General features: G+C 67.6%; 22 protein-coding genes and 1 riboswitch. Of the genes, 19 read left to right on the top strand and 3 right to left on the bottom strand.

What is annotated here, in order from left to right:
• The first annotated feature begins 1 nt into the window (after window position 1).
• The 4 genes from VA603_RS02025 (at window position 2) to VA603_RS02010 (ending at window position 2807) form a co-directional block, all read left to right on the top strand.
• On the top strand, window positions 2-625 hold the full coding sequence (locus VA603_RS02025; protein ID WP_132864566.1) for a CDP-alcohol phosphatidyltransferase family protein: 624 nt from the start codon (window positions 2-4) through the stop codon (window positions 623-625).
• On the top strand, window positions 625-1218 hold the full coding sequence (locus VA603_RS02020; RefSeq protein WP_192286353.1) for a lysophospholipid acyltransferase family protein: 594 nt from the start codon (window positions 625-627) through the stop codon (window positions 1216-1218). The genes VA603_RS02025 and VA603_RS02020 overlap by 1 nt, the downstream gene beginning before the upstream one ends.
• A gap of 77 nt (window positions 1219-1295) precedes the next feature.
• Window positions 1296-2198: a phosphatidate cytidylyltransferase gene (locus VA603_RS02015; RefSeq protein ID WP_165931240.1), complete on the top strand. Its 903-nt coding sequence runs from the start codon at window positions 1296-1298 to the stop codon at window positions 2196-2198.
• A 105-nt stretch (window positions 2199-2303) separates the two neighbouring features.
• Entirely contained in the window at window positions 2304-2807 is a 504-nt protein-coding gene (locus tag VA603_RS02010; protein WP_132864568.1) for an acyl-CoA thioesterase, read from the top strand.
• 107 nt (window positions 2808-2914) lie between these two features.
• Here the strand turns inward: VA603_RS02010 and ppc are convergent, their stop codons facing one another.
• Both ppc and VA603_RS02000 read right to left on the bottom strand, forming a co-directional pair.
• The gene (gene ppc, locus VA603_RS02005) at window positions 2915-5626 is read right to left on the bottom strand and encodes a phosphoenolpyruvate carboxylase (protein ID WP_323437793.1); all 2712 of its coding nucleotides are present in this window, start codon (window positions 5624-5626) and stop codon (window positions 2915-2917) included.
• A 320-nt stretch (window positions 5627-5946) separates the two neighbouring features.
• A complete protein-coding gene (locus VA603_RS02000) occupies window positions 5947-8448 on the bottom strand; it encodes an alpha/beta hydrolase family protein (RefSeq protein WP_323437792.1) in 2502 nt (833 codons plus the stop codon).
• Between the two features lie 101 nt (window positions 8449-8549).
• A riboswitch (S-adenosyl-L-homocysteine riboswitch) is annotated at window positions 8550-8636 on the top strand.
• A 32-nt stretch (window positions 8637-8668) separates the two neighbouring features.
• Here VA603_RS02000 and ahcY point away from each other — a divergent pair.
• From ahcY to VA603_RS01925, 15 genes are all read left to right on the top strand, one after another.
• Window positions 8669-10114, top strand: coding sequence for an adenosylhomocysteinase (ahcY, locus tag VA603_RS01995; protein WP_132864571.1), 1446 nt, complete (start codon window positions 8669-8671; stop codon window positions 10112-10114).
• 423 nt (window positions 10115-10537) lie between these two features.
• The gene (locus VA603_RS01990) at window positions 10538-10855 is read left to right on the top strand and encodes a hypothetical protein (RefSeq protein WP_323437791.1); all 318 of its coding nucleotides are present in this window, start codon (window positions 10538-10540) and stop codon (window positions 10853-10855) included.
• Window positions 10856-10961: 106 nt separating this feature from the next.
• Window positions 10962-11315, top strand: a complete 354-nt coding sequence (locus tag VA603_RS01985; RefSeq protein WP_323437790.1) for a hypothetical protein — start codon at window positions 10962-10964, stop codon at window positions 11313-11315.
• Window positions 11316-11441: 126 nt separating this feature from the next.
• Window positions 11442-12107, top strand: coding sequence for a hypothetical protein (locus tag VA603_RS01980; protein WP_323437789.1), 666 nt, complete (start codon window positions 11442-11444; stop codon window positions 12105-12107).
• 125 nt (window positions 12108-12232) lie between these two features.
• Window positions 12233-13084, top strand: a complete 852-nt coding sequence (locus tag VA603_RS01975; protein ID WP_323437788.1) for a S1 family peptidase — start codon at window positions 12233-12235, stop codon at window positions 13082-13084.
• A 35-nt stretch (window positions 13085-13119) separates the two neighbouring features.
• On the top strand, window positions 13120-13323 hold the full coding sequence (locus tag VA603_RS01970) for a hypothetical protein (RefSeq protein WP_192286359.1): 204 nt from the start codon (window positions 13120-13122) through the stop codon (window positions 13321-13323).
• Window positions 13324-13353: 30 nt separating this feature from the next.
• The gene (locus tag VA603_RS01965; RefSeq protein ID WP_313255445.1) at window positions 13354-13587 is read left to right on the top strand and encodes a hypothetical protein; all 234 of its coding nucleotides are present in this window, start codon (window positions 13354-13356) and stop codon (window positions 13585-13587) included.
• A 104-nt stretch (window positions 13588-13691) separates the two neighbouring features.
• Complete coding sequence (locus VA603_RS01960; RefSeq protein WP_192286360.1) at window positions 13692-14072, top strand: YbjQ family protein; 381 nt, start codon at window positions 13692-13694, stop codon at window positions 14070-14072.
• A 54-nt stretch (window positions 14073-14126) separates the two neighbouring features.
• Window positions 14127-14861, top strand: a complete 735-nt coding sequence (locus VA603_RS01955; RefSeq protein ID WP_323437787.1) for a DUF6348 family protein — start codon at window positions 14127-14129, stop codon at window positions 14859-14861.
• Window positions 14862-14919: 58 nt separating this feature from the next.
• The gene (locus tag VA603_RS01950; protein ID WP_132864578.1) at window positions 14920-15210 is read left to right on the top strand and encodes a DUF2695 domain-containing protein; all 291 of its coding nucleotides are present in this window, start codon (window positions 14920-14922) and stop codon (window positions 15208-15210) included.
• Window positions 15207-15539, top strand: coding sequence for a hypothetical protein (locus tag VA603_RS01945; protein WP_225591581.1), 333 nt, complete (start codon window positions 15207-15209; stop codon window positions 15537-15539). The genes VA603_RS01950 and VA603_RS01945 overlap by 4 nt, the downstream gene beginning before the upstream one ends.
• Window positions 15540-15584: 45 nt before the next feature.
• A complete protein-coding gene (locus VA603_RS01940) occupies window positions 15585-15938 on the top strand; it encodes a VOC family protein (protein WP_132864579.1) in 354 nt (117 codons plus the stop codon).
• A gap of 83 nt (window positions 15939-16021) precedes the next feature.
• Window positions 16022-16471, top strand: a complete 450-nt coding sequence (locus VA603_RS01935; RefSeq protein WP_132864580.1) for an iron chaperone — start codon at window positions 16022-16024, stop codon at window positions 16469-16471.
• A gap of 53 nt (window positions 16472-16524) precedes the next feature.
• Window positions 16525-17028 carry a hypothetical protein gene (locus tag VA603_RS01930; protein ID WP_323437786.1) on the top strand — a complete coding sequence of 168 codons (504 nt, stop codon included), beginning with the start codon at window positions 16525-16527 and terminating at the stop codon, window positions 17026-17028.
• Between the two features lie 17 nt (window positions 17029-17045).
• A complete protein-coding gene (locus VA603_RS01925) occupies window positions 17046-17327 on the top strand; it encodes a hypothetical protein (RefSeq protein ID WP_132864582.1) in 282 nt (93 codons plus the stop codon).
• Between the two features lie 133 nt (window positions 17328-17460).
• On the opposite strand, the gene VA603_RS01920 is transcribed toward VA603_RS01925, so the two are convergent.
• Window positions 17461-19293, bottom strand: a complete 1833-nt coding sequence (locus VA603_RS01920; protein WP_192286367.1) for an ABC transporter ATP-binding protein — start codon at window positions 19291-19293, stop codon at window positions 17461-17463.
• Window positions 19294-19305 lie beyond the last annotated feature (12 nt).

Raw genomic sequence — 19305 nt, 5'->3', positions numbered from 1 at the left:
CATGGGGAAAGAAGACCGCAGACCAATCGCCGCCCGTTCCACCGGCTGGGCCCAGGCCCTGAGCGCCGCGTTGGCACGCTCCTCCGTCACGCCGAACCAGATTTCGGTACTGAGCATCTTCTTCGCCGTGATCGGCGCGGTGGGATTGCTGGCCGCGCCCAGCCTGCTCGGCCTGGTCGCCTGCATCATCGGCGTGCAGCTGCGCCTGGTCTGCAACCTGCTCGATGGCATGGTCGCCATGGAAGGCGGCAAACAGACCCCGACCGGGGCGCTGTACAACGAATACCCGGACCGGATCGCCGATTCGCTGCTGATCGTCGCGCTCGGCTACGCCGCCGGCATGCCCTGGCTGGGCTGGCTGGGCGCACTGCTCGCCGCGCTTACCGCCTATGTGCGGCTGTCCGGGGCCAGCCTTGGCCTGCCGCAGGACTTCCGTGGCCCGATGGCCAAGCAGCACCGCATGTTCGTGCTGACCCTGGCCTGCGTGGCGGCGATCATCGAGCAATGGGTCAGCCACACCGGCTACGCCCTGCAGGTGGCCGCCGTGGTGATCGCCGCCGGCGCGCTGCTGACCTGCATCACCCGCACCCGCGCGATCGCCGCGCAACTGAAGGCAAGGTCCTGATGCTCTCCAGCCTGCTGGTCGCCGCCGTCAAGGTCTTCATCGGTGCCTACCCGCGTTGGGTCGGCAGCCGCCCCAACGACACCCAGCGCATCTACTTCGCCAACCATTCCAGCCACCTGGACACGGTGGCGCTGTGGTCGGCGCTGCCGCCGGCCCAGCGCGAGCACACCCGCCCGGTCGCCGCCCGCGACTACTGGAGCAAGGGCATCCGCAAGGTCATCGCCGACAGGGGCTTCAACGCCGTGCTGATCGAGCGCGACCGCAACAAGGTCGAGGGCGACCCGCTGCAGCCGCTGTACGACGCGCTGGACGGCGGGGCTTCGCTGATCATCTTCCCGGAAGGCACCCGCAACCACGAACCGATGCCACAGCCGTTCAAGGCCGGCCTGTTCCACCTGGCCCAGCACTACCCGCACGTGGAGCTGGTGCCGGTGTACCTGGACAACGCACGCCGCGCCCTGCCCAAGGGCAGCCTGGTGCCGGTGCCGCTGGTATGCACGGCGCGCTTCGGCCCGTCGCTCAACCGCATCCCCGATGAAGACAAGGCGCAGTTCCTGCAACGCGCCCGGCAGGCCGTGGTGGACCTGGCATGAACAACGTATTCCAGCAATTGCCCCTGGGCAGCTTCCTGCAGCAGGCCATCGAGCGTGCACCGCCCAAGTTCTGGTGGATGATCGGCGGCGTGTTCGGGGTGCTGGTGCTGGCCAGCCTGATCGGCTTCATCATCGGCCGCTTCAAGTCCGGCTCGGTGGTGGACAACCTCAACGCCCGCATCCGTGCCTGGTGGGTGATGGCCGCGGTGCTGTTGTTCTGCTTCGTGCTGGGCAAGATCGCCACGCTGGTGTTCTTCGGCCTGCTCTCGTTCTTCGCGCTGCGCGAGTTCATCTCGCTCACCCCGACCCGACGCGGCGACCACCTGGCGCTGTGCCTGTGCTTCTACATCGCCATCCCGCTGCAGTACTGGTTGATCGGCATCGACTGGTACGGCCTGTTCGTGATGTGCATCCCGGTGTACGGCTTCCTGACCCTGCCGGCGGTGTCGGCGCTGTCCGGCGACACCGAGAACTTCCTGGAACGCAATACCAAGATCCAGTGGGGCGTGATGCTCACCGTGTTCTGCCTGAGCCATGCGCCGGCGCTGATGCTGCTGCGCATCCCCGGCTACGAAGGGCAGAACCTGATGCTGCTGTTCTACCTGCTGCTGGTGGTCCAGCTCAGCGACGTGCTGCAGTACGTGTTCGGCAAACTGTTCGGCAAACACCTGCTGGCCCCGCAGGTCAGCCCGTCCAAGACCGTCGAAGGCCTGGTCGGGGGCGGCCTGGCGGCCACCGGCGTGGGCGCGGCGCTGTACTGGATCACCCCGTTCTCGCCGCTGCAGTCCGCGGCGCTGTCGCTGCTGATCGTGGTCTGCGGCTTCCTCGGCGGCCTGGCGCTGTCGGCGGTCAAGCGCAGCCTCGGTGCCAAGGACTGGGGCGAGATGATCGAGGGCCACGGCGGCATCCTGGACCGGCTGGATTCGGTGGTGTTCTCCGCACCGGTGTTCTTCCACGTGGTGCGCTACAACTTCCAGTAAGCGGCGGCCACGCCATCACCCCTGCCGCACCGGCACGGGGTACGGCCCCTACCCCCTTCACCCGCAAGGGAGTAGCCTGCGGCTCCCGCCGTCGCAGCCAGCGCCATGATGTCCGAACACAAATCCCACCAGCTCTCGATGACCGTGCTGATGTCCCCGGAGATGGCCAACTTCTCCGGCAAGGTGCACGGCGGCGCGGTCCTGCGCCTGCTCGACCAGGTCGCCTACGCCTGCGCCAGCCGCTACGCCGGCAACTACGTGGTGACGCTGTCGGTGGACCAGGTGACGTTCCGCCAGCCCATCGCGGTCGGCGAGCTGGTCAGCTTCCTGGCATCGGTCAACTACACCGGCACCTCGTCGATGGAAGTAGGCATCAAGGTGGTGGCCGAGGACATCCGCAAGGGCAGCGTGCGCCACGCCAACAGCTGCTTCTTCACCATGGTGGCCGTTGACGACGACGGCAAGCCGACCCCGGTGCCGCCGCTGCAGCCGGAGACGTCCGACGAGAAGCGTCGCTTCGCCGCCGCGCAGATCCGCCGCCAGCTGCGCCAGGAGATGGAACAGCGGCATCTGGAGCTGCTCAAGAGCAACCCTTCGCCCGACGCCTGAGCCCCCCTACGCCCGCAGGCCGGGATGCACTCCCAGCCCGGTGGCGCGCAACTATCGTCGCGACGCCGGGATCAGGCCGCGCTGCATCCCGGCCCATGGCCGGACCCTCAACCGGTGTTCTGCACGCCCTGCGAGACACCGTTGACGCAGGCCACCAGGGCGCGCAGCAACGCCTCATCCTGGCGGTCGCTCGCCCGCCAACGCTGCAGCAGGTCCACCTGCAGCGTGCTGATCGGGTCGATGTACGGGTTGCGCAGGCGGATGGACAGTGCCAGCCGCGGGTCATGCTCCAGCAGCTCCTGCTGCCCGCTCAGGCGCATCACCCAGCGCTTGGTCAACGCCAGCTCCTCGCCGATGCGCGGGAAGAACTGGTCATGCAACGGCCCGGCCAGGCGCGAGAACTGCTCGGCGATGTGGATGTCGCCCTTGCTCAGCACCATCGACATGTCGTCCAGGAAGGTCTCGAAGAACGGCCAGTCGTGCGCCATCTCGCGCAGCAGATCTTCCTGCCCGGCATCGGCGGCCGCCTGCAGGCCGCTGCCCACGCCGAACCAGCCCGGGATCGCCGCACGCGCCTGGCTCCAGGCGAACACCCACGGGATCGCACGCAGGTTGCCCAGCGCCGCATCCTGGCCCAATCGCCGCGACGGGCGCGAGCCCAGAGTCATGCGCTCGATCACGTCGATCGGCGTGGCCTGGCGGAAATAGTTCATGAACTGCGGGTCACCCACGAACGCCCGGTAGGCCTGCGAGCTCTGCTCGGCGACCCGCGCCATCACCGGCTTCCACAGCGCCTCGCGCGGCTCGGCCGCACGCGGGCGCAGGCTGGCGCGCAGCACCGCACCGGCGGACTGCTCCAGCGAGCGCAGCGCCAGTGCACGGATGCCGTACTTGCGATGGATCACCTCGCCCTGCTCGGTCACGCGCAGGCGCCCGTCGATGCTGCCGCGCGGCGAGGCGTTCACCGCATGCGTGGTCTTGGTGCCGCCGCGGCTGATCGAGCCGCCGCGGCCGTGGAAGAAGGTCAGGTGCACGCCGTGCGCGCTGGCCACCTCCAGCAGTTCGACCTGCGCCTGCTGCAGGCCCCAGCGCGAGGCGGCGATACCGCCGTCCTTGCCGCTGTCCGAGTAGCCCAGCATCACCATCTGCACGTCGCCGCGTGCGGCCAGATGGGCGCGGTAGACCGGGTCGGCCAGCAGGTCGCGCAGGGTGTCGGTGCCACGCCCCAGGTCGTCGACGGTCTCGAACAGCGGCGCGATATCCAGCGGCACCGCACCGTTGTCATCGTGCAGGCCGCCGCGGCGTGCCAATGCCAGCACCGCCAGCACGTCGCCACGGTCATGCGCCATCGAGATGATGTAGCTGCCCAGCGCATCGGCACCGTGCCGGCGGCGCGCATCGGCCAACGCCGCGAACACCTTGTCCAGCCGCTGCCCCCCTTCGTCGGCCCCCGCCGGCAACACGGCGTCGCCGGCCGCATACGGCGCCAGCGACCGCGCACGCGCCGCGCCGTCCAGCGCATCGAATGCCTCCTGCCCGCCGAGCACCTCGGCCAATGCACGCGAATGCACGCTCGACTCCTGGCGCACGTCCAGCCGCGCCAGGTGGAAACCGAAGGTGCGCACGCGCCACAGCAGGCGACGCACCGAGAACCAGCCGGCGTGCTTGCCCTTGTTGGCCTCCAGGCTGTCCAGGATCAGCTGGATGTCGTGGATGAGTTCTTCCGGCGCGGCATACGCACCGGGCGCATCCTGCAGCGTCGCCTGCAGGCGCGCACGCATGCGGTCGTTGAGCAGCCGGTAAGGCATGTCGGCATGGCGCGGGCGCGACTGCACGTCGGGCAGCAGTTCGCGGTATTCCTGCACGCGTGCCTGCACCGCGTCACTGACACCGATCAGCTCGGTGGACTGGCTGAGCAGGCTGGCCAGCTTCAGCAGGTCCTGGATGTACAGCTCCAGCACCGCGCGCCGTTGTGCATTGAGCGTGGCGGCGACCGTGCTGGCGTCCACGTTGGGATTGCCGTCCATGTCACCGCCCACCCAGGTGCCGAAGCGCAGCAGCCGCGGCAACGGCAGGCTGCGCCCCCAGGTATCGAGCAACGCCTGCTCCAGCGATTCGTAGAACACCGGGATCACCCGGTACAGCACGCGGGTCAGGTAGAAACCCACGTGCTCACGCTCGTCATCCACCGTCGGGCGTACCGGTGAGGAGTCGGCGGTCTGCCACGAGGCGGTGAGCGCCATGCGGAACCGCGCGGCATCGGCGGCCTGCTCGCCGGGGGTGCGCTGGCCGTCGAGGTTGTCGACCAGCGCGGCGACCATCAGTTGTTCTTTTTCAAGTAGTGCACGGCGCACCGCTTCGGTTGGGTGTGCGGTGAACACCGGCTCGATGTCGATGCGCGGCAGCCACTGCGCCAGCTCTTCGAGCGTCACGCCCTGGGCCTTGAGTTGGATCAGCGCGTCATGCAGGCCATCGGGCTGCGGGCGCTTGGTGCCGGCGCGCTGGTAGTCACGGCGACGGCGGATGCGGTGCACGCGCTCGGCGATGTTCACCACCTGGAAGTAGGTACTGAACGCACGCACCAGCGCCTCGGCTTCGCGTGGCGAACGCCCGGCCAACTGCGCGCTGAGACCGGCCAACGGCCCCTGTGTTTCGCGGCGCGCGATGGCGGCGGTGCGCACCTCTTCCACTTCGTCCAGGAAGCCCGGCGACACCTGCTCGGCAAGAAGGTCACCCACCAGCGTGCCCAGCCGGCGCACATCGTCGCGCAGGGGCAGATCGGGAGTGGCGAAGACAACGCTGCTACGGTACTCGTTCATCCAGGACGCACAAGCCTTGAGAGCGGGAATCCCCCAAGCCTAACCGAAAAAATGTCCGGTTTTTGCAGTGCATCAAAGGTGAAACAGTTGCATGTGAACCTTGTCCGGACGCTGTCTTTGCAGACAGGAAACGACGCAATTCCGGCGTCTTGGTGGACATTCGTTGGCGTGTGAACGGGACGCACCTACGTCGGGAGCGCCCCCTCCCCAGCCCTCCCCCGCGCTTCGCGCAAAGGGGGGAGTAGGGCGCTGCGTCGCGCACTGACAGATTGCGCAGAGCCGCCCTCCCCTGCGCTGCACGCAAGGGAGGGCGCTCGTCCTCAGCGCTTCTTGCCAGCCTTGCCGTCGGCCGCGCCCAACCACTGGTCCAGCCAGCTTTCACTCTCGGCCAGCATCGTCATGATCGACTCGCGTGCGCGGTAGGCGTGCGATTCATTCGGCAGCATCACCAGCCGCGCCGTGCCACCCAGCCCCTTCACCGCGGCGAACATGCGCTCGCTCTGGATCGGGAACGTGCCGGAGTTGTTGTCGTTCTCGCCATGGATGAACAGGATCGGGTCCTTGATCTTGTCGGCGCTGTTGAACGGCGACATCTTCAGGTACACGTCCTGCGCCTGCCAGAAGTTGCGTTCCTCGGCCTGGAAGCCGAACGGCGTCAGCGTGCGGTTGTACGCACCCGAACGCGCGATGCCTGCCTTGAACAGACGCGTATGCGCCAGCAGGTTCGCGGTCATGAAGGCACCGTACGAATGCCCGCCCACCGCGATGCGGTCGCGATCACCGACGCCGCGCTTGACCACTTCGTCCACCGCCGCCTGCGCACTGGCTACCAACTGTTGCACGTAGGTGTCGTTCGGCTCGGCATCACCTTCACCGATGATCGGCATGGTCGGGTTGTTGAGTACCACGTAGCCCTTGGCCAGGAATGCCTGCGGGCCCCAATAGCTGATGGCGTTGAACCGGTACGGCGAGCCGGTCACCTGGCTGGCGTCCTGCGCGGATTTGAACTCGGCCGGGTAGGCCCACATCAGCACCGGGCGCGGGCCGTCCTTCTTCGGATCGTAGTCCGGCGGCAGCAGCAGGTCGGCGGTCAGTTCGACGCCATCATTGCGCGTGTAGCGGATCTGCTCCTTCTTCACCCCACGCAACGCCGGCAGCGGATGCGCGAAATGGGTCAGCTCCACCGGCACCGCGTCGGCGGCCAGGCCGCGCGCAAACAGGTTACCCGGTACATCGTTGGACTCGCGGTAGGTGAGGATGCGTGCATCCCCGCCTTCGATGATGGCCAGCGGCTGCTCGTAGTACGGCGCCTGCGAATGGAACAGGCGCTCGCTCTTGCCCGAGGCCAGGTCCACGTGGTCCAGGAACGGGCGGTCGCCCTCCGCCGACGCACCGGTGCCGATGCGGAAGAAACTCTTGCCATCGGTGCCCAGCTGCAGCCGCTCGCGCCCGCTCTCATCGGACTGCAGCAGCGGATCGCCCGGATCAGCGTAGCGGTCATCCTCCGACCGCTCGACCAGCAGCACCGGTGCCTGGTCCGGACTGCCCGGGTTGATCTTCCACTGCTTCATCTGGCGGCTCTTCCACCAGTACTCGTCCAGCAACGCGACATCGTCCTTGCCCCAGGTGATGCCGGCGTAGCGCGACCCCAGCTGCATCAGCGTGGCCGGCGGCCTGTCGAACGGCGCCGACTGCACCAGCACCGCATCGCGGATGGCCGCCTGTCGTGACGGGTCACCGCCGTCCTGCGCTTCGGCCCAGACCAGCGTGGCCGGCGCATCGGCGCGCCAGCTGATCGAACGCACGCCGGTCGGCACGGCATCGTTGCCGGTCGGCAGCCCGTCGACCAGCGGCAGGCGGGCAACCGTGTGCACCTGCATGCCCTGCGCATCGAGCACGTCGATGCGGCGCGGGAAGCTGCTCACCGGTACCGAATACGAGAACGGCCGCTCGACGCGACGGCTGAGCAGGTACCTGCCGTCCGGCGACGGCGACAGCCCCATGAACAGGCCTGGCAGGCCCACCGGACTGGCCTGGCCGGTGATCGACACCCGCACCGGCTGTGCCTGCAGGTAGTACTCGAACAGGCGCGCATCGTCCTCGTTGCGCAGCAGGTCCTGGTAGGTCCGCACCGAACGCACGCCCTGCCCGGCCACGGTCTCCTGCACGGCGGGGCCGGTCGGCACGCCATCCCCCTTCGGCGGCGCGCCCTGCCCGGCCGGGCGCTGCAGCACCAACAGCCCGTCGCTGCCCGGCAACCACGAATACCCCCGGCCGACGATGCTGTTCAGGCGCTCGGCGATGCGACGGGCGCTGCCCGCCTCCACATCCACCAGCCACAGCTCGTTGCTGCCGCTGGCCGGGTCCACCTGGTTGAAGGCCAGGTACTTCTGGTCCGGCGACCAGCCCAGCGAGGCCACCGACAATGGCTGCGGCAGGCCACTGATCTGGCGCTCCCTGCCGTCCAGCGTGGACACCAGCGACAACTTGTTGCCGAACGAGAAACGGCTGTCGGAGAAGGTCTTCGGGTTGATGCGCAGGCCGGCCAGCTTCAGCTCCGGCTGCGCCACCTGGGCGATGGACGGCAGCGACGGGGTCTGCAGCATCGCCGCCAGGTCGCGCCTGGGCGACAGCGACAGGCTGGGCGCACGCGGGGCATCGACGATGGCCTGCAACGCGGCCGAGGGCAGGCGGTAGCCCTGCGCCTGTTCGGCCGCCTGCGGCGGGGCCAGCGCCAGCACTGGCGGCACCGCCAGCAGCAGGCCGGCGCACAGGACCAGGGCCGCGGAAGTACGGCGGCGGCGGGCGGGGGACAGGTTCATGGCGCTCCTTGGCAGGGGAATAAACCCCCAACTTAACAATCTCTGTCGCCCCCCTCCCCTGCCGTTGGTTGGGCTGGCCGCCGCGATATAATCACCGGCTCCGCTCCGAGGGGCGCTGCGACTGTCCGGGAACCCCCGCCACAGCCAGGCTCGGGGCGGCATCCATGCAACAACGGCGCCCGGCGAACGCGAGCCTGCTCGCACCACACCGGAGCTCTACATGAATGCTGTTGCCAGGACCTTCTCCCAGGAAGGTGACTACAAGATCGCCGATATCTCGCTGGCCGATTGGGGCCGCAAGGAACTGGACATCGCCGAGCACGAGATGCCGGGCCTGATGTCCATCCGCCGCAAGTACGCCGCACAGAAGCCGCTGGCCGGCGTGCGCGTGACCGGCTCGCTGCACATGACCATCCAGACCGCGGTGCTGATCGAGACGCTGAAGGACATCGGCGGCGACGTGCGCTGGGCCTCGTGCAACATCTTCTCCACCCAGGACCAGGCCGCCGCCGCGATCGCCGCCACCGGCACCCCGGTGTTCGCCTGGAAGGGTGAAACGCTGGAGGAGTACTGGGACTGCACCCTGGAAGCGCTGACCTTCAAGGCCGCCGACGGCACCCTGCTGGGCCCGGAACTGGTGGTCGACGACGGCGGTGACGTCACCCTGCTCATCCACAAGGGCTATGAGCTGGAAAACGGCAGCGACTGGGTCAATACCGCGTCCGGCTCGCACGAAGAGCAGGTCATCAAGAACCTGCTCAAGCGCGTGGCCACCGAGCGCCCGGGCTACTGGACCCGCGTGGTCAAGGACTGGAAGGGCGTCTCCGAGGAGACCACCACCGGCGTGCACCGCCTGTACCAGCTGGCCGAAGCCGGCACGCTGCTGGTCCCGGCCATCAACGTCAACGACTCGGTCACCAAGAGCAAGTTCGACAACCTGTACGGCTGCCGCGAGTCGCTGGCCGACGGCCTGAAGCGCGCGATGGACGTGATGCTGGCCGGCAAGGTGGCCGTGGTCTGCGGCTACGGTGACGTCGGCAAGGGCTCGGCCCACTCGCTGCGCGCCTACGGCGCCCGCGTCATCGTCACCGAGATCGACCCGATCTGCGCCCTGCAGGCGGCGATGGAAGGCTTCGAGGTCAACACCATCGAATCCACCCTGGGCCGCGGCGACATCTACGTCACCACCACCGGCAACAAGGACATCATCCGCATCGAGCACCTGAGCGCGATGAAGGACCAGGCCATCGTCTGCAACATCGGCCACTTCGACAACGAGATCCAGGTCGATGCGCTGGTGAAGTTCCCGGGCGTGCAGCACATCAACATCAAGCCGCAGGTGGACAAGTACGTGTTCCCGAACGGCAACGCGATCTTCCTGCTGGCCGAAGGCCGCCTGGTGAACCTGGGCTGCGCCACCGGCCACCCGAGCTTCGTGATGTCCAACAGCTTCGCCAACCAGACCCTGGCGCAGATCGACCTGTGGGCCAACAAGGACAGCTACAAGGCCGACGTCTACCGCCTGCCGAAGAAGCTGGACGAGGAAGTGGCGCGCCTGCACCTGGAAAAGATCGGCGTCAAGCTGACCACCCTGACCCAGGAACAGGCCGACTACCTCGGCGTGCCGGTGGAAGGCCCGTTCAAGCCGGAACATTACCGCTACTGATCGGCGAAAGCCTGCAGGCAGCCCCCCCCTCTCCCGCACGCGGCAGAGGGGGGGGGGAGTGAGGGCCACTGCCCCGTGCAAGCCCTCACTCCCGCCGCGTCACCAAGCGCTGGAATGCCTCAGCATCGTTCCCGACAAAACGAGCACCGAAAGGTGCTCGTTCTGTTTTCAGGGCCGATGGATCGGAGATGCCACCGGGAAAGCCCCTTCAAGCCAACACCGCCTCGGGTCAATTCCCGCACCAGCCCCCATCCACCGGGTCGCTTCGCCGCTCGGCATGGCTCGCACGATTCGTGTCCTGTCCCGCATCCGCGATGCGCGCCACGCTCTGCCTGACTCTGCGCACGGTTTCGCCGCGGTCCATTTCCGTGCAGCATTGCGGACAGGACCACTACCGCCTCATGGCACCCAACGGACACCTCCATGCATCCCAGCGACGAGCGAAAGGTACTCGAGCAGCTCCTGAAAGAGATCGACTCCCCCGGCAAGGCGTCATCGGGGTGGAGTGATCTACCGGCCTGGATCTCGATCGCGGTGATCACGGCGTCCTGCTTCCATTTCTTCGGCCGCCCCAGCCTTCCCCATGCCCTGCTGATGGCAGGCTTTTTCCTGGCCGGGCTGGTGTATGCGCAGGTGCGCCTCCGGCGAAAGTCGGCCAGGAACTGGCCAACGCTGCGTCCCTTCCTCGACCGGGCGCGGGTCGAGGCACGGCTGCGCGAAATCCTGCTGACCGGCCACTGACGCCCCCTGCGCCCTGCCCTTCCTCGAATCGAACCCGGCATCCCCGCGAATGCATCCCATCGTTTCCCTCTGGCACGTCACCCATGGCGGCCCACAACATGGCCAGATGCTGCGCAAGCTGGAGCGCCTGGCGGGTTTCACCGCCGTTTCACCGATGGTGGAGCGGCTCGTGTGGGAGGGCCGCAAGGAGGCGCATGTGACGTTCGAAGTCCACCACGCCACCGGATCCCATGAGGCGACCGAAGCGGCCCTGCTCGCGCTTGCGTGGCAACTCGCACCGACGTGGCGGATCACCCGTGCTTCCGGCGACCTGGGGGGCGAATGGTCCCAATCGGCGGTCGGCCCCGATCATCCCTTCGAGGCGATCATCGCCGGTTGCACGCGCATCCGCTGGCAGTTGCATGCATCACAGCAGTACACGCGGCCGAACTTCCTGGGGGGCGGCGACAACCACTGGTAGGCACCTGGCGTCGCTGCCGTGCTGCACGTGCTCCGCCGGAGCGCGGCCATTGCCCTGTGGCATCATCCGCAGCACATGCCGGGGCCTCGCATCTACCCGGCCATTTCAGACAGGACAGCAGGACGCATGCCCGTGGAAACCCTGGAAGCGCAGATCACCCGTACGTTGTTGCCCGGCATGCATCTGCCGCCGGCGCTGAAGGCACTGTTTGGCTGGATCGAGGACAACGGCCTTTACATCGACCGGCCGGACAGCACCCGCATCGGTTTCCTGTTCCCCGAGGAAGCCCTGCGCGAGAGCTGGGCGGACGACGAGCGTCAGGGCGGAACCAACATCACCTTCTTTGCCGAGGGCAATGCCAACCTGAAGTACTGGTTCGGCCACGCGCGTGCCGAAGTACTCGACCGGCTCTGCGTGTTCGCCAAGACCGGCGCGGAAGGATCGATGGCGGCACTCTGGCTCGCGCCCGACGGCACGCAGAAGATCGTCCATCTGGGCTCGGGCTCCGGCTCGGTCACCGTCTGCGTGCTGGCCGATGATGCGCTCGATTTCCTGCGACTGCTGGCCATCGGCTACGACGAAATCTGCTGGGGTGGTGAACTGGGATCGCCGCCGCCACGCGAGGGCGAATTCGTCGTTCATCCGAATGCGGCCTACCAGCAGTGGGTCCGCAGCCGGTTCGCCACGACCATCCCGGAGGTCGGCACCGAGATCGTCAGACATCCCGAAGACATGCATATCAAGGACGCGGCAGACCCGTTCAACCGCTGGGTCAGCGCGAACTGCGCCTGACCCGGGCCGTTCCACCCGCAGTCGATGATTTCGCGCAGTAGGCGGCGCGGCACCCAGCGCGTCTGCGCATGCGGTGGCAATACCCTGTTGAGCCCCGCGCTCGCCCCTTCCAACAAGGCCTTCCGATGATCCGCGCCCTGCTCCTGGCATCACTGCTCGCCACCTCCACGAACGCGGCGGCCATCGTCATCCGCCACGATGTCGATGATGCGCAGTACCGGATACCGGCATCCGAACTGCCGGCGCTGGTCGACATGCCCGGCGAAGGACACGGCGTGCTGATCGCGCCGCAATGGGCGGTGACCGCCGCACACACGCTCCCCCGCCAGGGTCGTCTCGAACAGGTGGTCATCAACGGGGTGGCACGGGACGTGGAGCGGGTCGTCACCCACCCGGGGTACCGCACCCCGCCGCAGGCGCTGATCGACCAGGCGATGGCCAGCGGTGAAGCGATGCTGCTGGTGGTCTTCCTTGGCGGCTCGGACGACATCGCGCTGATCCGCTTGCGCCAACCCATCACCGACATCCCGCCGATCCGCCTGTACAGCGGCAGCGACGAGCCCGGCAAACGCGTCACGCTGCTGGGAAAAGGGGCCACCGGCACCGGCGCCGATGGGCATGATCCACGAGGGCCCAACCGTACCGGGTTGCGGCGTGCGTTCAACACCGTCACCAGTGCGTATGGCCGCTGGCTCTGCTACGTCTTCGATGCACCACCGGATGGCCTTCCGCTTGAGGGCATGCTCGGCAATGGCGACAGCGGCGGCCCGGTACTGCTCCAGTCCGGCGCGCAATGGCAGCTGGCAGGGCTGGCCTCCTGGAAGGTCGTGCAGGGCAACGTGATGACCGCCCGTCCCGGCCGCTACGGACAGACCGCCTGCAACGTCCGCCTGAGCCACTACCATCACTGGATCGAACAGGTGATCTCCGCAGCACCGCAGGCAAGCGACCAGGATGGATCCCACGCAGGCCCCTGACTGATTCCCCTCCCACCCGCCGCACCGGAACACGCATGAGAGACCCCGCCCGCATCGACACCGTCCTGGCCACGCTTCGCGCGCTTTGGGAAACCTCGCCCGACCTGCGACTGGGCCAGCTGATCGTCATCGCCGCCGCGCCGCGCGAGCCGGTTCCGGAAATCTTCCATATCGAAGACGACGTGTTGCTGGAAAACCTCGAGCAGCACCTGCGCCGCGCGCAGCCGTCGCGGCCCTGAGCCCTCCGGAACCGTCGAGGCCCCTGCTCGATGCCCCTGGATGACCTGGCCGGCGAAGCCCTGCGTGGCGCATTGCGCGTCGTCGGCCGCATGCTGTTCGAGCTGGTCTTCGAGATCCTGCTCAAGGGTACCGGCCACGTGGTGATCCGTCTGTTCCGCCCCGGCAAGGAACCCGGTGATGCGGCGTGCGCTCTGGTCGGCCTGCTGGTCTGGGCCGGTGTCGCTGCCGGCGCCTTCCTGCTCCATCGGCAGATGACCGGCTGATACCGCGGGAGTGGGTTCTGGATAGAATCCACCGCTGTACGGAACCAGGACGGCAGGGATCGCACGCCCGCATCCAGCCGCGTCCCTCAATCCCAGGAACCCCGATGGCTGACCCCTACAACTCCCCCGCGATCCCCGCCGCAACCCCTCACCTCACCGATGCCATGGTCACCACCGCCATGGAACTGCCCGGCCTGCGCGTCACCCGCAGCCTGGGCCTGGTGCGCGGCATCACCGTGCGTTCGCGCTCGGTCGTGGGCAACTTCATCGGCGGCCTGCAGACCCTGTTCGGCGGCAACATCACCATCTACACCGAGCTGTGCGAGCAGGCCCGCAACGAGACCTACCGCGACATGGTGCAGCACGCGCGCATGCTCGGCGCCAATGCCATCATCGCGGTCCGCTACGACGCCACCGAACTGATGACCGGCCTGACCGAAGTGCTGTGCTATGGCACCGCCGTGGTGGTCGAGCCGCAGCGCTGAGGCCTGCCTCGCACAACACCCGCGATCACATCATTGGGCAGGAAGCCGGATTCCATGGGTATTTTCAGCAGGTTCTTCAAAGGTCCGCCGGCGCCCGAGCCGGCCTTGCCACTTCGGCTGCTGCTCGAAGCGACCAGGGCATCGGACCCGCACGCCCGCCTCGTCGATGGGCAGGTACACCTGTCCAGCGGCATCACGCTGGGCGTCGAACATATCGAGACGTTCCGCTTCGACAACGGCAACGTACGCACTGCGACGGTCACCACGGCCAGGCACCCCACGTTCTTCACCGAAGGGCTGGTCGAGTTCCAGCATGCAATGGGTGCCGATGAGCAGGCCTCGATGTCGAGCGGCTTCCGCAGCTGGGCGCAGATGGATCTGGCAACCCTGTCCGATGCAGTCCAAGCCGATCCACGGCATTGCGCGTTGATGGAAATCACCCTGCCCGCCTCGGAACAGGCGCCGGAGGCGGTGCGCCAGATCGTGCTGGGCCCGGTCGCGCACTACGCCTCCGAGCCGGTGGATGCCGACGAGGAGCACCCGTTCTGCCCGTGCTGCCTGCTCACCCGGAGCCTGGAGGCCTTCATGCCGGTCCTGCGCGCGGAGCAGTTCCTCGGCGTGCGCCTGTTCGCCAGTCGTGCCGACGATGGGAGTTTCAGCGCCGATTGCCGCATCAACGGGCAGGACCATCCCGATGCACTGCCCGCCCTAGTCGAGTACGCCCGGCAATGGGCAGGTACCGGCACGGAGTTCCGCAAGCAGTACGTGATCATTCGCCCGCGGCCATGAGCGTCGGCGCGAGCGCCGGCTTCCCCGCACTTACCTCCCACGCAGACAGGCGCATCGCATGCCTTCCAACGCCGAACTCGAACGTCGCAAAGCCCTGCTGCGCGGGCTCGCCGAGCAGCATCACGCCCAGGCCATCGCGGCGCTGCCGCTGCCGCGGGAAGCACTGACGGCCCTGTTCGATCACCTTGACCAGGCACTGGAGGCCGGCTGCGACCATTCGCTGCGGTTCACCCGCCAGTTCCTGCAACAGCAGGCGCTCGACGAAGCCACGGTGGTGCCGTGGCTGCAGGCCAACGGCGGCTACTGTGACTGCGAGGTGCTGGCCAACGTCGAGGACGCCTGGCAATGATGTTCCTGATCGGCCAGGGCGAGCGCGTGGTCGCGCTGGGCGAACCCGAACAACGTCACTGCCCGAAATGTGGCCAGCTCACCGCATTCCAGAAGCAGCTGCGCTACAAGTACGGCAGCTTCGACATGCTGTTCGGCTTCGCTTACGACAAGCGTTACCAACTGGCCTGCCTGCAATGCAACCATGGCTGGATCCTGGATGCGCGCACCACCGAACGCGAGCTTGGCCGCGTGCCGATCCCGTTCCACCTGCGCTATGGCCTGTGCGTGCTGGCGGTGCTGGCCGCCCTGCTGGGCGCGTCGGCCATGGCCGTGAACGGCCTGCTCTGAACCCGGCGCTACAGTGGGCAACCCGTCGCTGCCGGATGCCCCGCCATGACCCTGAAACAGCTGATCCCGATGCAGCCGGTGACGCACCTGCCGGCCAGCATCGCCTTCTACCGCAAGCTCGGCTTCGAGGTCGAGGACCACAATGACGCCTGGGGTTGGGCGATGCTGCGCTGCGGCCCCTGCCAGGTCATGCTCGATCAGTCCATCAATCCAGCGGCCGGCAGTGCGCGCAGCGCCGTGCTCTATCTCTATCCCGATGACCTGCGTGCCTTCCATGCACAAGCGCGACAGAACGGCCTGGAGGTACCACCGCTGGAAACCACGTTCTATGGGATGAGCGAGTTCCGGTTGCAGGACCCGGACGGCAATCGGCTCTGGATCGGCCAACCCGACGACTGAGCGATGCCGGCCCGGCCACGATGGACGACGCCAACCGGCCGAATCCGCGCTATAAAGCGCGTGTTTCCCCAGGAGCCACCGTCATGAGCAAGTCCGGATTCAGCGCCGAAGAACGTGCCGCCATGAAGGAGCGCGCCCGCGAACTGGCGGCCGAGGCCAAGGCCGGCCGCAGGAAAGCCGAGGGCGAGGCCGAGGTGTTGGCCCGCATTGCCGAGATGCCAGCGGCCGAGCGCGACATGGCCGGACAGCTGCACGGGATCATCACCACCACCGCGCCGGCACTGTCACCCAAGACCTGGTATGGGATGCCGGCCTATGCCAATGCCGACGGCAAGGTGGTGGTGTTCTTCCAGGGCGCGAGCAAGTTCGGCGCGCGCTATTCCACGCTGGGGTTCAACGACAGTGCCGCACTCGACGACGGCGACATGTGGCCCACCTCGTTCGCGCTCACCGCGCTCACCCCTGTAGTGGAGAAGAAGGTCACCACGCTGGTGAAGAAGGCCGCACGCGCCGCCGGCACCACCCGCCGATAGCCATGCGCGGGGGTGGGCAGCTATCGTGTCCTGCCACGCACCGACCGAAACGCATGCCTTTCTGGACCTGGTTGTTCCCCCGTACGCCTGCCGTGTTCCCCAGCCCGCTGCCGCGCGCGCAGGCCGTGCAGAACCTGCGCGCGGCCACCGCACGCGGCAACATCACCGCGACCGGCACCATCGTCGGTTCGGTGGAGGCCGCACGGGTGAACCTGTATCACCGCAGCGCGTTGCGCAACTCGTTCAAGCCGCATTTTCGTGGCCACTTCGTGGACACCGCGCAGGGCTGCGCGCTGCACGGCCGCTTCGCGCCGCCCGCGCTCGTGCATGCCTTGATGGTGTTCTGGCTGGGCTTCTGCGTGCTGGGGACGACGATCAGCGTCGTGCAGCTTGGCAGGATGGACCCGATGCTGATCCCGGCCGCCCTGCCCGGCGTGTTGATGGCCGCCTTCGGCATTGGCCTGGTGCGGCTTGGGCAACACCTGTCCGCCAACGACCCTGCCATCCTGTCGCGCGTGATCCGTCAGGCGTTGCAGTCACACCACACCGAGCCATGAGATCGCGCCAGGCCCGCATGCCCCACCACGACCCGATCGTTGAACTGCACAGACTGCAGACCGAGACGATGCAGCAACTTGAACGCATCGCCGAGGACATCAAGGCTGGCCGTGTTCCGGCAGAGGAAGGCGGGCAACGCGCCCGCGCCCTGATGGCCGCCAGCGACGCACGCCGCAGCGCATTGTTTGCCGCCGGCGCTGCGGCGGCGGACCGGCGTACACGCCGCGCCTGGCTGATGGTGCTGGCGGTCGTGGTGGCTGCCGCTGTCGCCGTGCTTGGGCGGGTGCTGCTCGGCTAGCCCGGCGCGTCTCTGCCCTTACCCAACCCCTCTCCCGCCATGCGGGACAGGGGCTCGCATTGTTTCGATTCGCCGTCTACTGGCCCCTCTCCCGCAGCGCGGGAGAGGGGTTGGGGTGAGGGCCGTTCCGGGCTCAGGCATCGGCCGCCACGAACCCACCGGTCTGGCGCGCCCACAAGCGCGCGTACAGGCCACCGGCGGCGACCAGCTCGGCATGGGTGCCGGTCTCCACGATCCTGCCCTGGTCCATCACCACCAGCCGGTCCATCCGCGCGATGGTCGACAACCGGTGCGCGATCGCGATCACCGTCTTGTTGCCCATCAGCTCGTCCAGGCTGTCCTGGATCGCCGCTTCCACTTCCGAATCCAATGCCGAGGTCGCTTCGTCCAGGATCAGGATCGGCGCATCCTTCAGCAGCACCCGCGCGATGGCGATGCGCTGGCGCTGGCCACCGGAGAGCTTCACGCCGCGCTCGCCGACATGCGCGTCGTAACCCTGCCGGCCCTGCCCGTCCACCAGCGCGTCGATGAAGCCTTCCGCACGCGCCTTGGCCACGGCCGCGCGCACCTGGTCTTCGGTCGCATCCGGGCGCCCGTACAGCAGGTTGTCGCGGATCGAACGGTGCAGCAGCGAGGTGTCCTGGGTCACCACGCCGATCTGCGCGCGCAGGCTGTCCTGGGTGACGCGGGCGATGTCCTGCCCGTCGATCAGGATGCGTCCGCTCTCCAGGTCGTACAGGCGCAGCAGTACGTTCACCAGGGTGGACTTGCCGGCACCGGACGGGCCGACCAGGCCGATCTTCTCGCCCGGCTTCACCGACAGGTTCAGCCCGGCCATCACGCCGCCGCGCTTGCCGTAGTGGAAGTGCACGTCCTTGAAGTCCACCGCGCCGGCATGCACCTGCAGTGGCACGGCATCGGCCTGGTCCTGCACGGCGATTGGCTGGGCGATGGTTTCCATGCCGTCCTGCACCGTGCCGATGTCCTCGAAGATGCCGTTCACAGTCCACATGATCCAGCCGGACATGTTGTGGATGCGGATCACCAGGCCGGTGGCCAGGGTGATCGCGCCAACGCTGATCAGGCGATCGTTCCACAACCACAGCGCCAGCCCGCAGGTACCGACGATCAGGAAGCCGTTGAGGATGGCGATCACCAGCTCCAGCCCGGTGGTGATGCGGGTCTGCGCGCGGTGCTTCTCGGCCAGCTCCTGGATCGACTCGGCCACGTAGGCCTGCTCGTGCCCGCTGTGCGCGAACAACTTGAGCGTGGAGATGTTGGTGTAGCCGTCGACGATGCGGCCCATGGCCCGTGACCGTGCATCCGAGGCGATCCATGCCCGCTGCTTCATGCGCGGCACGAAGTACACGCCGATGGCCACGTACGCCACCAACCACACGGCCAGCGGCACCATCAAGCGCCAGTCCACCTGTGCGAACAGGTACAGCGCGGTGCCGGTGTAGACCACGATGTACCAGAGCGAATCCACCATCTGCACGGCGGATTCGCGCAGCGAGGTACCGGTCTGCATCACCCGGTTGGCGACGCTGCCGGCGAAGTCGTTCTGGAAGAAGGTCAGGCTCTGCCGCACCACGTAGTTGTGCATCAGCCAGCGCGAGCGGTTGCTCAACCCCGGCACGATGGCCTGGTTGACCAGCAGGTTGTGCAGGGCCACCAGCACCGGGCGCGCCAGCAGCGTGATGCCGGCCATCCATAGCAGCTCCGTTGCGTGCCGCCGGAAGAACCCCGGGCCCGCGTTGTCCGAGAGCATGTCCACGATGCGCCCGAGGAAGTCGAACATCGCCACTTCCACCAGCGCCAGCAGCAGGCCGGCCACCAGCGTGGCCAGCAGCACCGGCCACACCGGGCGCAGGTAATGCAGGTAGAAACGCACCACGCCGCGCGGTGGCATGCGGGCATCCACCGGCGGGAATACGGGAATCAACGACTCGAACCAGCGCAACATCGCCACGGCCTG

This window comes from Stenotrophomonas capsici, from assembly GCF_034961085.1.
GTDB classification, from domain to species: Bacteria; Pseudomonadota; Gammaproteobacteria; order Xanthomonadales; family Xanthomonadaceae; genus Stenotrophomonas; species Stenotrophomonas capsici.
The sequence above is the reverse complement of the archived record's forward strand: the minus strand, read 5'-3'. Positions and strand labels throughout refer to the sequence as shown.

What these genes read in the sequence shown, in the direction of transcription:
- VA603_RS02015 (WP_165931240.1), top strand. Translation starts at nt 1,296, where the DNA reads ATGATCGGCGGCGTGTTCGGGGTGCTGGTGCTGGCCAGCCTGATCGGC.
- VA603_RS01950 (WP_132864578.1), top strand. Translation starts at nt 14,920, where the DNA reads ATGCCTTCCAACGCCGAACTCGAACGTCGCAAAGCCCTGCTGCGCGGG.
- VA603_RS01965 (WP_313255445.1), top strand. Translation starts at nt 13,354, where the DNA reads ATGCCCCTGGATGACCTGGCCGGCGAAGCCCTGCGTGGCGCATTGCGC.
- VA603_RS01985 (WP_323437790.1), top strand. Translation starts at nt 10,962, where the DNA reads ATGCTGCGCAAGCTGGAGCGCCTGGCGGGTTTCACCGCCGTTTCACCG.
- VA603_RS01990 (WP_323437791.1), top strand. Translation starts at nt 10,538, where the DNA reads ATGCATCCCAGCGACGAGCGAAAGGTACTCGAGCAGCTCCTGAAAGAG.
- VA603_RS01975 (WP_323437788.1), top strand. Translation starts at nt 12,233, where the DNA reads ATGATCCGCGCCCTGCTCCTGGCATCACTGCTCGCCACCTCCACGAAC.
- VA603_RS01920 (WP_192286367.1), bottom strand. Translation starts at nt 19,293, where the DNA reads ATGTTGCGCTGGTTCGAGTCGTTGATTCCCGTATTCCCGCCGGTGGAT.
- VA603_RS01955 (WP_323437787.1), top strand. Translation starts at nt 14,127, where the DNA reads ATGGGTATTTTCAGCAGGTTCTTCAAAGGTCCGCCGGCGCCCGAGCCG.
- ppc (WP_323437793.1), bottom strand. Translation starts at nt 5,626, where the DNA reads ATGAACGAGTACCGTAGCAGCGTTGTCTTCGCCACTCCCGATCTGCCC.
- VA603_RS01980 (WP_323437789.1), top strand. Translation starts at nt 11,442, where the DNA reads ATGCCCGTGGAAACCCTGGAAGCGCAGATCACCCGTACGTTGTTGCCC.
- VA603_RS01935 (WP_132864580.1), top strand. Translation starts at nt 16,022, where the DNA reads ATGAGCAAGTCCGGATTCAGCGCCGAAGAACGTGCCGCCATGAAGGAG.
- VA603_RS01945 (WP_225591581.1), top strand. Translation starts at nt 15,207, where the DNA reads ATGATGTTCCTGATCGGCCAGGGCGAGCGCGTGGTCGCGCTGGGCGAA.
- ahcY (WP_132864571.1), top strand. Translation starts at nt 8,669, where the DNA reads ATGAATGCTGTTGCCAGGACCTTCTCCCAGGAAGGTGACTACAAGATC.
- VA603_RS01940 (WP_132864579.1), top strand. Translation starts at nt 15,585, where the DNA reads ATGACCCTGAAACAGCTGATCCCGATGCAGCCGGTGACGCACCTGCCG.
- VA603_RS01960 (WP_192286360.1), top strand. Translation starts at nt 13,692, where the DNA reads ATGGCTGACCCCTACAACTCCCCCGCGATCCCCGCCGCAACCCCTCAC.
- VA603_RS01930 (WP_323437786.1), top strand. Translation starts at nt 16,525, where the DNA reads ATGCCTTTCTGGACCTGGTTGTTCCCCCGTACGCCTGCCGTGTTCCCC.
- VA603_RS01970 (WP_192286359.1), top strand. Translation starts at nt 13,120, where the DNA reads ATGAGAGACCCCGCCCGCATCGACACCGTCCTGGCCACGCTTCGCGCG.
- VA603_RS02000 (WP_323437792.1), bottom strand. Translation starts at nt 8,448, where the DNA reads ATGAACCTGTCCCCCGCCCGCCGCCGCCGTACTTCCGCGGCCCTGGTC.
- VA603_RS02010 (WP_132864568.1), top strand. Translation starts at nt 2,304, where the DNA reads ATGATGTCCGAACACAAATCCCACCAGCTCTCGATGACCGTGCTGATG.
- VA603_RS01925 (WP_132864582.1), top strand. Translation starts at nt 17,046, where the DNA reads ATGCCCCACCACGACCCGATCGTTGAACTGCACAGACTGCAGACCGAG.
- VA603_RS02025 (WP_132864566.1), top strand. Translation starts at nt 2, where the DNA reads ATGGGGAAAGAAGACCGCAGACCAATCGCCGCCCGTTCCACCGGCTGG.
- VA603_RS02020 (WP_192286353.1), top strand. Translation starts at nt 625, where the DNA reads ATGCTCTCCAGCCTGCTGGTCGCCGCCGTCAAGGTCTTCATCGGTGCC.